The organism is Natrinema altunense, assembly GCF_000731985.1.
Classification (GTDB): domain Archaea; phylum Halobacteriota; class Halobacteria; order Halobacteriales; family Natrialbaceae; genus Natrinema; species Natrinema altunense.
Genome location: NZ_JNCS01000002.1, coordinates 77,704 through 91,240 on the forward strand (window position 1 = coordinate 77,704; position 13,537 = coordinate 91,240).

The following is a 13,537-nucleotide window of genomic DNA, read 5'->3' on the forward strand; positions in this document are numbered from 1 at the left end:
CTCGCGAGGCGAACGTACAGGTCTCGCCCCCTCGTTCGCGGCTGGAACGAGTCGGACCGACACGTCGTGTCGCGTCCTGCGGACCGACGCGCTCCGTTCGGAGCGGTACCACCGGTCCAGCCCGATCCCGTTTGACAATGACTTAGTGATTGTTATAGATCCATCTCAGTCCGTCGGTTCGGTGAACGGTTCCCGGCAGTGCCGAACCGCGAACCGTCACCGGCCGACGGTCTTCGGTTCCGATCCCGCAGTCCTGCTCGCGAATCGGTCCCAGCGAACGCGCAGTGTCGTTGCTGGCTCGCGCGTTCGATCGCGCGTATCTCACTGGGGGTCCGTCCCGCAGTCGCTTCGGTTCTCGGTCGCCGACGATGGGAAGCGTTGATAATTCTCTGAGATAAGGTCCACGTACGGCCATGCCAGAACCGCAATTAGCGTCGCTTCTCGAGGAGCCAGCGATGCGTGACGCCATCGCAGTCGTGTTCGAACGGAGCGACAGTGGACGCAAAGAGTTGCAGTGGGCCGACGTAAGAGACGCGCTGTCGAGTGATCAATGGGGACGGCTGATCCGAAACGGAACGCTCGTGGAGGGGAGCAGTGGGTTCGCGCTCGCCGATCCGAACCGCATTCAGCGGGAACTCGAGGAACACGAACGGGATTCGGGACCGGACGAAGACGAGGACGAGATCGAAGCCGAGCCGTGGGCCTGGTACGACAAGGCGGTCGGGCTGACGGCGCTTGCCTTCTTTATGGGCTACTGGAACACGGGGATTCGGAATACGATCGCGTCGATCGATGATCTCGTTCTCGCACCGATCACCGACGTACTCCCGTTTTACGCGGTCATCATCCTCCTCGCGATCGGTACCGGCCTCTATTCGACCGTTCTACAGGCGCGCCTCACGAACACCGAAAAGTTGCAGGCGTATCAAAAGCGGATGAGCGACCTGCAAGAGCGGCAAAAAGCTGCCAAAGAACGGGGCGACGAAGAAGCGCTCGAACGGATTCGGGAAGAACAGATGGCGGCCGCCGGCGATCAACTGGGCATGTTCAAACTCCAGTTCCGCCCGATGGTTTGGATCATGCTGCTGACGATTCCGGTGTTCCTCTGGCTCCGTTGGAAGGTCCGTGGCGGACACCTCGGGGCTGGCGAGACCGGCCTCGTCGTGCCGCTTGCCGGCGCTGTCTCGTGGCAAGACCCCCTCGTCGGTCCGATGGCGACGTGGATCGTCTGGTACTTCCTGTGCTCGATGGCGTCCCGGCAGCTCATTCGGAAAACGCTCGCCATCCAGCCGGCATCCCCGTCCTCGTAACAATGGCTAAGTCATTGTTACAACGCCGGTCGGAACCCCGGCGTTCACGACATCCGTCGACACGGGTCCAGCGACACGACGAACGGGACGCACTACCTTCGACCGACGACTTCGCTCACCCATGTCGCGTGTGAGCCTCGACTTCGACTCTCGGCTCTCGAGTGCAGCGTTCTCGATCGGCGTCTGCCTATGTGCGGTCGGCCTCGTCGGGAGAACGATGGATCTCGTCTCGAGCGTGCCGGTGTCCGGTCCGGGGATCGCGATCGATCTAGACCTCGAGCTCCTCGGCGTCGTCGCCGGGCTCGGCGCGGTTGCCAGTGATCGGACGGGCGTTTCGGCAGCGCTCTCATCGCAGCCGGTCTCGCCGACGGATGAGCGGCAGCCGGTGTACATCACGCGGCCGCTCCTCGAGACACTGCTCGAGACGGCTCGCCGCGCCGAACCGGAATCGCTTTCGATCGGACTGGCCGTGACGCCCGCCAGTCGGATCTCGAGTCGCGCGGACATCCCCGAATCGATGCCCGTATTCACGCATTTCTATCTGCCCAAAGGCCGTAACTCCGTCAGTACCGTCTTCGGAATGGAGCTGCAGATCCCACCGACACGAACGCACGGTCGATTCGTTACCCATCCGCTCTCGGAGCTTCGGCTTACGAAACGCGACGATCTCCACGGGATCGTCTTCGTCGCCGTGCCCCCGTGGGACGGCGACTCGATCGCGGCCTTCGATCGGTTCGGACGTCGGTGTCCGATGCGGGTGATCGATGCGGTACCGCCGGACGAGCCGCTGCCGGGTGAGAATCACTAGTATTTTTATCGTCTCTCGCTCAAGCCGAATACGAGCACTCAGTCGGCAGCCAGCGGTTCGTATCGAGTCGAAACGCTCGCCTCGACGCGGATTCGCCCGGTGACGGCATGAGTATCAACTCCAGAGACGCGTATGAGATACCATACTGACACTCCCGTTCTTATCGGCCGCCGGTATCGTTGTCGACCACATTCGACGCCGACGTGGTACCGATGAGTTGGAAAGACGCAGCCGAACCGATCCTCGTTCGCATGCCGACCGTCCGCCGACCCGAGGGACACGTCCCGTTCCGTCGGAAACTCGCCTGGACGGCCGGCACGCTCGTCCTGTATTTCTTCCTGTCCAACGTCTACCTCTTCGGTGCTGATCAAGGAAGCGATATTTTCGGCCAGTTCCGATCGATTTTGGCGGGTGGACAGGGGACGATCCTCCAGCTCGGGATCGGCCCGATAGTGACCGCGAGTATCGTCTTACAGCTGTTGGGCGGCGCGAACCTATTGGGGCTCGATACCGACGATCCGCGCGATCAGGTGCTCTATCAAGGGCTACAGAAGCTCCTCGTGGTCGTTATGATCTGCCTGACTGGCCTCCCGATGGTGTTCGCGGGCGGGTTCTTACCGGTCGACCCGAGCATCGCTCACGCGCTGAGCGTCCCACGGAGCGTCGTCAAGTGGCTCATATTCGCCCAGATATTCGTCGGCGGCGTCCTGATCCTGCTCATGGACGAAGTCATCAGCAAGTGGGGCGTCGGGAGCGGTGTCGGACTCTTTATCGTCGCCGGCGTGAGTCAGAAACTCATCGGCGGGTTGCTCTCGATCCCCGGACTCACCGGTCAGAAACCCGGCGTCTTGACCGCCTGGGTCGAAATCCTGCTCGGTGACATTCAAGTCGGCTCCCCGCTTACCGAAGCGGGTCTCCAGTCGCTGCTGTTCGGCGTCGGCAATATCGTTCCGCTCCTGACGACGCTGCTGATCTTCGCGATCGTCGTCTACGCCGAGAGCGTTCGCGTCGAGATTCCGCTCTCGCATGCTCGAGTCAAGGGTGCTCGCGGACGGTTCCCGGTCAAACTCATCTATGCGAGCGTCCTCCCGCTGATTTTCGTCCGCGCGCTGCAGGGGAACATCCAGTTTCTCGGACGCATTCTGTACCGACAGTTCGGTGACACCCTCCCTACGTGGCTCGGTGTGTACGCGAACGGGAGCCCCGTCGGCGGGCTGTTTTACTATTTGAACCCGATCCACACCCCCCGGCAGTGGATGTGGTGGACCGGCAGCGTGACACAACATCCCTGGCAGGTCGTCCTCCGTGTGGCGATCGACCTCGTGTTCATGCTCGGCGGCGGGATCGTGTTTTCGGTCTTCTGGGTCGAAACCGCCGATATGGGGCCCGAATCGACGGCTCGCCAGATCGACAACTCCGGAATGCAGATTCCCGGCTTCCGGCAGAACGTCGGCGTCATCGAGCGAGTCATGGAGCGGTACATTCCGCAGGTCGCCGTCCTCGGCGGCCTGCTCGTCGGTATCCTGGCCGTGCTCGCGAATATGCTCGGCACCATCGGCGGGATTTCGGGGACGTCACTGCTGCTCACGGTCAGTATCACGTACAAACTCTACGAGGAAATCGCCGAGGAGCAACTCATGGAGATGCATCCGATGATGCGCCAACTCTTCGGTTGACCCGTCGAGCGCTCGAGTCGGTTCGCAGTCCACACCGTGTTCGTCCGGAGGTCGTCCCGTTCGGTGAACCGAGGCGGCTCGACACTCACATCTCGGTCGAGACTGCGATCCCGACCGGCTCGAAAAACTAATTGAAGGTTTCTCTCCGCAGCTCGGAAAAGTAGACTGAGAAAGACTAGTTTTTGTAAATACCATTTCAACCATATATCATCAACCGATCAGCTATACATGTCGTTCGTCCCCCGGAATCGGAGCCACGCGTTGACTGGCGTCGGTCGGTGATTTATCGCACCGAGCCGCTGGACAGCACGGCCTCGGAGACACGATCCGTCCCGTGGTAGTCCGTGCAGAACGGCTAGTCACGGCTGTTCGGATCGGATTTCGGGGAGTCACTTGTCAACTCATGCGACGACGGCGCGGAGACACCCCCGACCACCGTCGAACCGGACCACGATCCGGTCGATCGCGACGTGAACCGATTTCCGGTTCGCATCGGGCCGTAACGCCGCTTCACGAATCCGGAGACGGATCGTCCGATGATCTATTTATCGCCAAATATGTCCCTGAGAGTAGTAGTGTGTGTAAGCGAGTAGTCGACTCGCTAAGTTCGGAAAGAGATCTCGACAACAGCTATAGCGTTTCTTTTTCACACGTCATTGTCCACCTGATCGCACGACGGCGTCGCGATCAGTGTGTAAATCGTTTCAGTTGCTACGATAGCGAACTCGGACACGCGGTCTCGAGGGAAACACGGCGAACCGCTCACACCCCACCCGGTCGATCGGCCGCGAAACTAACGGCACGGTTCCGCTTCCCATCGCCCCCTCTCGTGTTGCTCTCCGCGGCGAGCCACGTCGCGCGTCTCGCGGCGTTCGATTCGGACGGGAGCCACACGTCCGAACTGGTCGCCGCTCAGTCGTCGGCGGGGGCCGCACGCGAAGTCAGTTCGACCGGGTCGGCATCGACCTCGAGTTCGTCCAGTGCCTCCTGGGCGGCCCGTTTCCCGGAGACGAGCATCGCACCGAAGGTCGGTCCCATGCGCGGCAGGCCGTAGGTCGTCGCGGTGGCCATCCCGGTGGCGATGAGGCCGTCGTGGACAAGGCCGGTGTGTTCGACGACGGCGTCCTCGGACTTGCCGACCCACATCGAGTCGTGGCCGGGCGAGTCGTGGCCGGGTGCGCCGTAGGTGTCGTCGTCAGTGCTGTCCATGCCCGTCGCCGATTCCTCGGCGTCGCCGATACCGGGCGCATCGAGGACGCCGCGTTCGTCGAGTTTCTTGACCGCCATCGCGTCGTGGCCGGTCGCGTCGATGACCAGATCGGCCTCGACCGCGATCGGGTCGACACAGGTAATCTCGCGCGGCAGGGCGTGGACCGGCGTCCAGTTCATGACGATGCCACCGACGCGGTGATCTTCTCGGATGACGATATCGGTGAACTCGGTCATATTCTGCATCTTCGCACCGGCGTCGCAGGCGGCTTTGATCAGCCCGGAACAGGCCTCGGGACCGTTCGCGACGTACAGGCCCTCGCTGTCCTGGGACTGCTTGAAGTCCACGTCGAGATCCTCGAGGATCTGCTGTGCGGGGTCACGCACCGTGACCTTGTTCATCAGGAAGCCGCCGAGCCAGAAGCCGCCCCCGAGGTAGTTGTTCTTCTCGACGACCATTACCTGGACGCCACGCTCGGAGAGTTCCTTCGCCGCGGTCAGCCCCGAGGGGCCGCCGCCGACGATGATGACGTCGGAGTCCGAAAAGTCCATGAACTCCTCGGTCCACTCCTGTCCGATCGCGCGGGTGACGTCGGCTTCGCCGACCTGACTGAACTGCTCGAATTCGCTCATACAACTAGGTGGTATGACTTGGTAGTGAAAAGCCTATCGCAGCCGCGAGCGGAACTCCTGCAACTTTCGTGAAAGACTCACGCAAGCGCACATTCGGGGATGATCTCGGCCTCGCAGTCCCGTTCCGTCGGACTTCGGGTGCTTCTCTCTCTCGAGTCCCGTTCGCGCGTGTCGACTCGGTCTCGGCTCGCCGGTTCGGGGTGGTGGATCCGCAGGGTCCTCGCGCACACGCTCACGCGAGCCCACGACCGCACGCACACCCGCGCTGTCGGTCGGTTTTGGCGAAAGCGTTATCAGAGACTCAAGCGTACCGACCGACGATGACCGACACTCGTCCGCGACGACGGCAGCCGGACGCTCGCGAAGCAGGAGGTGACCCTCGGTGGAGCTAATAATCACGGAAAAGGACAACGCGGCTCGCCGGATCGCCGACATCCTGAGCGGCGGGACCTACGACTCGAGCCGCGAGAACGGCGTCAACGTCTACGAGTGGGGCGGCAAGCGCTGTGTTGGGCTGTCGGGCCACGTCGTCGGGGTCGATTTCCCGTCGGAGTACTCCGACTGGCGGGATGTCGAACCGGTCGAGTTGATCGACGCCGACGTCGAGAAGACGGCGACGAAGGAGAACATCGTTGCGACGCTGCGACTCCTCGCCCGTCGGGCACAGCGCGTGACGATCGCGACGGACTACGACCGTGAGGGGGAACTAATCGGCAAGGAGGCCTACGATATCGTCCGGAACGTCGATGAAGACGTGCCGATCCGCCGGGTTCGGTTCTCCTCGATCACGGAAAACGAGGTCCAGAACGCGTTCGACGAACCCGACGAACTCGACTTCGATCTCGCGGCCGCCGGCGAGGCCCGCCAGATCATCGACCTCATCTGGGGAGCCGCGCTCACCCGCTATCTCTCCCTGTCCGCGGGCCAACTCGGCGACGACTTCATCTCCGTCGGTCGGGTACAGTCGCCGACCCTCAAACTGATCGTCGACCGCGAGCGCGAGATCCAGGCCTTCGAACCCGAAGAGTACTGGGAGCTGTTTGCGGACCTTCGAAAGGACGAGACGAGCTTCGAGGCTCAGTACTTCTACCGCGACGAGGACGACAACGAGGCCGAACGCGTCTGGGAAGAATCCGTCGCCGACGAGGTCTACGAGACGCTCGCCGACGACGACGTTGCGACCGTCGTCGACGTCACCCGGCGGACCCGCACCGACACGCCGCCGGAGCCGTTCAACACGACCCAGTTCATCCGCGCGGCGAGCGCCATCGGCTACTCGGCCAAACGGGCGATGTCGATCGCCGAGGACCTCTACACCGCCGGCTACATCACCTATCCACGGACCGATAACACCGTCTACCCCGACGACCTCGATCCCGAAGACCTCTTAGACGAGTTCGTCAACCATCCGTCGCTCGGCGAAAGCGCCGAGTCGCTGCTCGAGGCCGACGAAATCACGCCGACGGAGGGTGACGAGGAGACGACCGACCACCCGCCGATTCACCCGACCGGCGAGATCCCGAGCCGCGGAGATATCTCGGACGACGAGTGGGAGGTCTACGAACTCGTCGTCCGTCGGTTCTACGCGACCGTCGCCGACGCCGCGGTCTGGGAACACCTCAAGGTCGTTGCCGAGGCCGACGACCACCGGCTCAAGGCGAACGGCAAACGCCTCGTCGAACCCGGCTACCACGACGTCTACCCGTACTTCAGTACGACGGAGAACTACGTCCCCGACGTCGACGAGGGCGAGGAGCTGGCGCTCTCCGACGTCGAGCTCGAGGACAAACAGACCCAGCCCCCCCGTCGCTACGGCCAGTCGCGGCTCATCGAGACGATGGAGGAGATGGGGATCGGAACGAAATGCCTGACAGCGGATACCAACATACTTCACCGAGATAGTGACGACGATGTCGTTCGGGTCCCAGTGTCCGACGTGTTCGATGACGGCGCAGTCGTGATGGCGGACGGCGATACCGAGATTGCGATCAATGAGCAGGGCCCGACGTCGCTCTCGGTCGACGAAGCAACCGAGCGCGTGACCGAACGGAACCAAACGTTAGTGAGCCAGCGTCCGCTCAAAGACGACGAGGGCGTTCTTCGGATCACGACCGAGACCGGATCGCTCTCGGTGACGTCCGACCACCCAATGTATCTGCGTACGGACGACGGGTTTGAGATCGTCCCCGCTGCCGACGTCGTTGCGAGTGACCGACTGCTGTCGACACGACCCACAAACACCGTCGACTATGACGGGAACGACGTCGTTGCGACCTGGTCCGAGTTCGCTACATCGTGTGACAAATCGTCGAAACTGTACGGTGTCGACTGCGGTGACCGGCTCGCTGACTACCGGTCGGCCCGAAACGAGACCCAGTACGATCTCGCCGACCGAATCGACGCGGATCGGCCGGCGATCAGCGACTACGAGAACGGTAAACGCGACGTTCCGGTCCGGATCCTCGGCGAACTCGAGATCCGGCCGGCGGAACTCCACGGCCTGAACTACGATCGGACCGTCGAGAATCCGTTCCCGCTACGCTGGAGTCCGACGCTCGCTCGCGTCGTTGGCGGTCTACTGGGTGACGGATCGATACACGTCGACGAGGACGAAAACGTCGTCGACGTACGGTATCACAACACTGACCGCCATCTCATCGATCGGTTTGCGAACGACGTCCAGACGTTGTTCGGGATCGAACCGACGATCGTCGAGCAGGACGGACGGAAAGACCATCACAAGACACGGTATCAGGTACATCTCCCGTCAGCCGCGGGCCGAATGCTGCGGTTCGTCCTCGAGTCAATGAGCGAAGACGGACGGCCGGTCGTTCCAGAACCGCTCGAGCCGACGTTCATCGGCGCGCTGTTCGACGACGAGGGCCACATCTCTCGCGACCAGAAATGTTTCATTTCGAATACCGATCACGAACTGCTCGAGGCGGTAGGGGAGATGCTTCGCCGCCACGGGATCGACTCGAAGCTGGCCCCGAGCCAGCACAAGCTCTACGTCCGTGGCCGCGAGGACCTCGAACGGTTCCTCGACGTCGTTCCGATCGCCGCCGACGAGAAGTTCTACCGCGGTCTCGATGCACTGCAGGAGTACGACGTGACTCGACACAAGGCTCGAATACTCGAGAGTACGTCGACCGAGCCGAAAACGTCCGACGAACTTGCAGCACAACTGGGGATCTCTCGAGGGCGCGTGAACGCACACGTCCGATCGCTACGCGACGACGGCTACCTGGAAAAACGCGTCGAAGGAAGTAATCGATCGACCGACGGGCTGCGGACGATTCGATACGCCGCCACCGAATTCGACGACACGATCTACGCGGCTGTGCTTGGCCATCCATCCGCCACCGAGGTGATCGACGTCGAGGAACGCGAGTACGACGGCTACGTGTACGATCTCACGATAGACGAGGACGCACCGAACTTCGCCGTACAAAGCGGAACGGTCGTTCACAACTCCACCCGGCACAACACCCTCGAGAAGCTGTACGATCGGGGGTACATCGAGAGCGATCCGCCGCGACCGACGAAGCTCGCGATGGCCGTCGTCGACGCGGCCGAGAACTACGCCGACCGGATCGTCAGCGAGGAGATGACCGCCCAACTCGAGGCCGACATGGACGCCATCGCCAGCGGCGAGGCCACGCTCGACGACGTCACCGACGAATCCCGCGAGATGCTCGAGGAGATCTTCGCGAACCTCGCGGACTCCCGCGAGGAGATCGGCGACCACCTCCGGGAATCGCTCAAAGACGACAAGCGGTTGGGACCGTGTCCCGACTGTGGCGAGGACCTGCTCGTGCGTCGGAGCCGCCACGGCTCCTATTTCATCGGCTGTGACGGCTACCCCGACTGCGAGAACACGCTGCCGCTCCCGTCGACCGGCAAGCCGCTCATCCTCGACGAGGAGTGTGCGGAGCACGGCCTACACGAGGTCAAGATGCTCGCGGGCCGGCAGACGTTCGTCCACGGCTGCCCGCTCTGTAAGGCCGAAGACGCCGGCGAGGGGCCGGTGCTGGGCGACTGTCCGGACTGTGGGGAGGACAGCGCGACGACGGAGTCGTCGCGAGACGACGGCGGTGAAACCGCCGGAGAAGGCGGCGAGTTGGCGGTCAAAACCCTCGAGAGCGGCTCCCGCCTCGTGGGCTGTACGCGCTACCCCGACTGCGAGTACTCGCTGCCCCTGCCCCGCCGCGGCGAGATCGAGGTCACCGACGAGCGCTGCGAGGAACACGACCTGCCCGAACTCGTCGTCCACAGCGGCGACGAGCCCTGGGAACTCGGCTGTCCGATCTGTAACTACCAGGAGTTTCAGGCCCGCGAGAGCGAGTCGGGATCCGATCTCGAGGCCCTCGATGGCGTCGGCGCGAAGACCGTCGAGAAACTCGCCGACGCGGGGATCGAGGACCTCGAAGACCTGACCGACGCCGACCCTGAGGCCGTCGCTGAGGACGTCGACGGAGTCAGCGCCGATCGCATCCGGAGTTGGCAGGCAAAAGCGTAGTATCCCCGGTCGCATTCCCGTAGCGCTCGTCGTTCGGGCCTGAGTCGCGCCGAAACGACCGATCAGGCCGTCGTCGGGCCGTTCGACTCGGTTCCGGCAGTGCCGCTGTTCTCGTCGAACGACTCGAAGGCTGCCTCAACCGCCTGCACGATGGCGTCGCTCGATTCGACGCCGAGCTTCTCCCAGCGCTTCTCACCCGTTTCGTCGATGACGGCCGTCACCGGATAGCCGATGATACCGTAGTGTGCCGCCAGCGACGATTCCGGATCGCGCGCGACGGCCCAGTTGCCGTCGTGGGTTCGCCACCACGTCCGGAGTTCGTCGTCCGGTAGCGAGTCCGACGACTGGTAGGTGACCGAAACCACCGTGAGATCCTCGCCGTAGTCGTCGACGAGTCGCGACCGGGCCTCGGCGAGGCGCGGCATCTGTGCCTGGCAGTGGCCACAACCCGTGACGAAGAACTCGGCGACCGTGATCCCGGCGTTGGGGACCACTATCGTCCCGGCCTCGCTCCCTCGAGCGTCGAGCGTCGCTATTTCGAGCGGCCATTCCGATTCCTCGTCGGATGCCTGCTCGGCGGCGGGTTCGTCCTCGAGCGACGGCACCCCGCCGAGGACGACACCGGCTCCACCGGTGAGAACGCCGACGCTACCGATGCCGGTGAGTAGTTCGCGCCGTCTCATTTTGGCACACCTCCATGGATCGGACACGGGGACTCCATTCGGGCGTTTCGGATCGGGGCCGATACCTCATTACGTGTCAGCCCACGATCCGGAACGAAAAGAGATCACTGGTCCGTGCGTCGAACAACCGGTACCAGCCTCTCGAGCGACGGGATGCGGTCGGGTCCGACGCGCTCGGCGGCTGTCGATGCGGACCCCTGACCGGAACCGAACAGGCCGAGAATTATTTCCTAAACTAGCATCCAGTAAACATAAGTTTCAGCAACAGAATGGTACCGTCATATTGACAGTTCGATCGATTCGACGGCCGTGTTCGAGCACCCACGTCCACGAACGCCCGCGCCGTCCCATCGGCTCGGGGTGGCATCGATGATCGACTCGGCCGACGACGACGGGTCGTCGCTTCCCGACTGCCCCCGTTGTGGGACCCCGGTCTCACAGGTGACGATGCGCGGTCCGTTCGAACGGATCGCGACGCCCTGTGGGTGTTCGATCGCGCCCGGCGCGCTCGAGGGGACGACGAGACCGACGACGGAGTCGGAGTGATCCGAACGAGCCGTCGAACCGGCGGCGGTCAGCGCCGCTAAACGCCGGTTCGGTCCGATCACTGGCCTTTTCACGGCGGCGGACCCAGTCGAGACCGAGACTCGTGGCTTCGCCCGTTACCACTACACTGGCCGGCGTCGTTTTCGGACTCGCGCTCGCGGCTCCGCCGGGGCCGATGAACGCGATCATCGCCGAGGAGAGCGTCGTCCGTGGCTGGACGGCCGGGTTCCGGGCCGGACTCGGCGCGATGCTGGCGGACGCGATTTTCTTCGCGCTCACGCTTGCCGGACTCGTCGCCGTCCTCGACAGCGTCCCGGCGGTCCGCCCGGCGCTCTATCTGGCCGGCGGCTGTCTGATGTTGTACTTCGCGATCGGCGCGATCGGCGACGCGCGGGCCACCACGTCGTTTACCGACGCCGGTCGGGCCGCTGCCACGGGGTTCCGGAAGACGTTCGTCCTCTCTTTGACCAATCCCTACCAGATCGGCTTCTGGCTCACCGTCGGCGTCGGCCTGCTCGAGTCGGGAACGCTCGACGTGTTATCGTACGCGCCGGCCGTTGGCGGGGTACTCGAGGGAGCGTTGGTCGTCCAGACTGGCTCGCCGGCACTGCTACTCGGGTTCTTCGCGGGGATCGCGATCTGGGTCGTCGCCTATCCGGCGGCGCTGGTCGCGGCGGGGAAGCGCGTCGACGCCTTCGCACCCACGATCGCAGCGCTGAGCGCGGTCGTCCTCGTCGGGTTCGGACTGCTGTTCCTGCTGCTGGGTGCCGTTCGAATCGTCTGAACGACGGGGCCTCGCCGTGTACGGACGGGTTCGATCGCGGGCCGTTTACTCGCCCAGCGCGGCGATTTCGTCCTCGAGCCACTCCCTGAACCACTTGACGCGTTTCAGACGCTGGTGGGCGATGCCCTCGGCGGTCTCGCTCTGGACGCGCGAGGCGGCGTCGTACCCGCGTTCGAGGACGCGCTCGACCATCTCGTCGGAGTCCATGTGGGTGCGGGCTTCGTAGCCCATCCGCAACAGCATCAGGGCGGTGCCGTTCGCGCCGACCTTGTCGAGGAGGTCGGCCTCGATGAGACACTGGGTCTCGAGGGCGAGATCGGTCAGGTCGCCCTGATAGGAGTGGTGTTCGATGGCGCGACACACCTGCTGGATGAACGACTCGGGGTACTCGGCGCGCGACTCGAGGTACTCGCGGGCGACGTGAGCGCCGGCCTCGGCGTGGAGTTCCTGGTCGGTCTCGAGTTTGGCGACGTCGTGAAAGAGGGCGGCGACGCGGGTGACGTCGACGTCCGCGCCCTCCGCCTCGGCGATGTCGGTCGCGAGTTCGACGACGTTGAGGATGTGGTTGTGCCGGTACTCGGCGGAGTGCCAGGGATACCAGCGCATGCGACCGCCTTCCTCTTCCTTCTCGACGCTGGCGGCGAGATACTCGAAGACGAACCCTTTCATCTCCTCGAACTCCGCGTCGGTCACTCGCGTTTCCTTTATTTCAACGCCCACGATAGATCCCTCCGCAATAGACGAATGATAGTCATTACCGGAATGTTCGGTCGTTTCGTTCTTTAGCCTTTGGTTCGGACCGGTTTCGATGAGAAATGACAGTCATGGTATTTTATCGAACCGGCCGAAGTCATGCTCGAGTCGGATCGGAACAGCGAGTTTCGTCACTGACGCCGCAACCCCCACCAACTTCCGTTAAAGTCAAACAGTCGGCTCGGGTATGGGTGGGTATGAGTAGCGAACAGGAAGCGGAGTCGATTCGGTGTCTCGTCGCCAAAGTCGGTCTCGACGGTCACGATCGCGGCGCTCACGTCATCGCCCGCGCGTTCCGGGACGCCGGCTTCGAGGTCATCTATTCCGGACTGCACAAAGCGCCCGAGGAGATCGTCCAGGCCGCGGTCCAAGAGGACGTCGACGTGCTCGGCATCTCCATCCTCTCGGGAGCCCACGACACGCTCGTCCCGAAGATCATGGACGGCCTCGAGGAGTACGGTGCCAAGGAAGACACGCTCGTTCTCGCCGGCGGCGTCATCCCCGAGGAGGATCGCGAGGGGCTCAAAGAGGACGGTGTGGCGGCGATCTTCGGCCCCGGAACTTCGATCGAGGAGACCATCGAGTTCGTCCGCGAGAACGCGCCGCAGCGATGACC

General features: G+C 63.3%; 9 protein-coding genes and 1 pseudogene. 7 read left to right on the forward strand and 3 right to left on the reverse strand.

Features of this window, described 5'->3' with window-relative positions; translation table 11 throughout:
- The first annotated feature begins 413 nt into the window (after window positions 1–413).
- From ALTAJ2_RS04630 to secY, 3 genes are all read left to right on the forward strand, one after another.
- Window positions 414–1,310, forward strand: coding sequence for a DUF106 domain-containing protein (locus ALTAJ2_RS04630; protein WP_049899796.1), 897 nt, complete (start codon window positions 414–416; stop codon window positions 1,308–1,310).
- 121 nt (window positions 1,311–1,431) lie between these two features.
- Complete coding sequence (locus ALTAJ2_RS18485; protein ID WP_007108076.1) at window positions 1,432–2,118, forward strand: hypothetical protein; 687 nt, start codon at window positions 1,432–1,434, stop codon at window positions 2,116–2,118.
- A 212-nt stretch (window positions 2,119–2,330) separates the two neighbouring features.
- On the forward strand, window positions 2,331–3,794 hold the full coding sequence (secY, locus tag ALTAJ2_RS04640) for a preprotein translocase subunit SecY (RefSeq protein ID WP_007108077.1): 1,464 nt from the start codon (window positions 2,331–2,333) through the stop codon (window positions 3,792–3,794).
- A gap of 912 nt (window positions 3,795–4,706) precedes the next feature.
- On the opposite strand, the gene ALTAJ2_RS04645 is transcribed toward secY, so the two are convergent.
- A complete protein-coding gene (locus ALTAJ2_RS04645) occupies window positions 4,707–5,636 on the reverse strand; it encodes a sulfide-dependent adenosine diphosphate thiazole synthase (RefSeq protein ID WP_007108078.1) in 930 nt (309 codons plus the stop codon).
- A gap of 382 nt (window positions 5,637–6,018) precedes the next feature.
- On the opposite strand from ALTAJ2_RS04645, the pseudogene ALTAJ2_RS20035 reads away from it, so the two are divergent.
- Window positions 6,019–10,140, forward strand: a pseudogene (locus ALTAJ2_RS20035) (DNA topoisomerase I); the annotation flags it as partial.
- 77 nt (window positions 10,141–10,217) lie between these two features.
- Here the strand turns inward: ALTAJ2_RS20035 and ALTAJ2_RS04655 are convergent.
- Window positions 10,218–10,838, reverse strand: coding sequence for a TlpA family protein disulfide reductase (locus tag ALTAJ2_RS04655; protein WP_007108080.1), 621 nt, complete (start codon window positions 10,836–10,838; stop codon window positions 10,218–10,220).
- A 369-nt stretch (window positions 10,839–11,207) separates the two neighbouring features.
- Here ALTAJ2_RS04655 and ALTAJ2_RS18490 point away from each other — a divergent pair, with 369 nt between their 5' ends.
- Window positions 11,208–11,384 (forward strand): hypothetical protein, encoded by a 177-nt coding sequence (locus ALTAJ2_RS18490; RefSeq protein WP_239647696.1) that lies wholly within the window; start codon window positions 11,208–11,210, stop codon window positions 11,382–11,384.
- A gap of 103 nt (window positions 11,385–11,487) precedes the next feature.
- Complete coding sequence (locus tag ALTAJ2_RS04670; RefSeq protein WP_007108082.1) at window positions 11,488–12,168, forward strand: LysE family translocator; 681 nt, start codon at window positions 11,488–11,490, stop codon at window positions 12,166–12,168.
- A 45-nt stretch (window positions 12,169–12,213) separates the two neighbouring features.
- On the opposite strand, the gene ALTAJ2_RS04675 is transcribed toward ALTAJ2_RS04670, so the two are convergent.
- Window positions 12,214–12,888 (reverse strand): HD domain-containing protein, encoded by a 675-nt coding sequence (locus ALTAJ2_RS04675; protein WP_081603327.1) that lies wholly within the window; start codon window positions 12,886–12,888, stop codon window positions 12,214–12,216.
- Window positions 12,889–13,118: 230 nt separating this feature from the next.
- Between ALTAJ2_RS04675 and ALTAJ2_RS04680 the strand changes: the two genes are divergently transcribed.
- Window positions 13,119–13,535, forward strand: a complete 417-nt coding sequence (locus ALTAJ2_RS04680; RefSeq protein ID WP_007108084.1) for a cobalamin B12-binding domain-containing protein — start codon at window positions 13,119–13,121, stop codon at window positions 13,533–13,535.
- The last annotated feature ends 2 nt before the right edge of the window (window positions 13,536–13,537 follow it).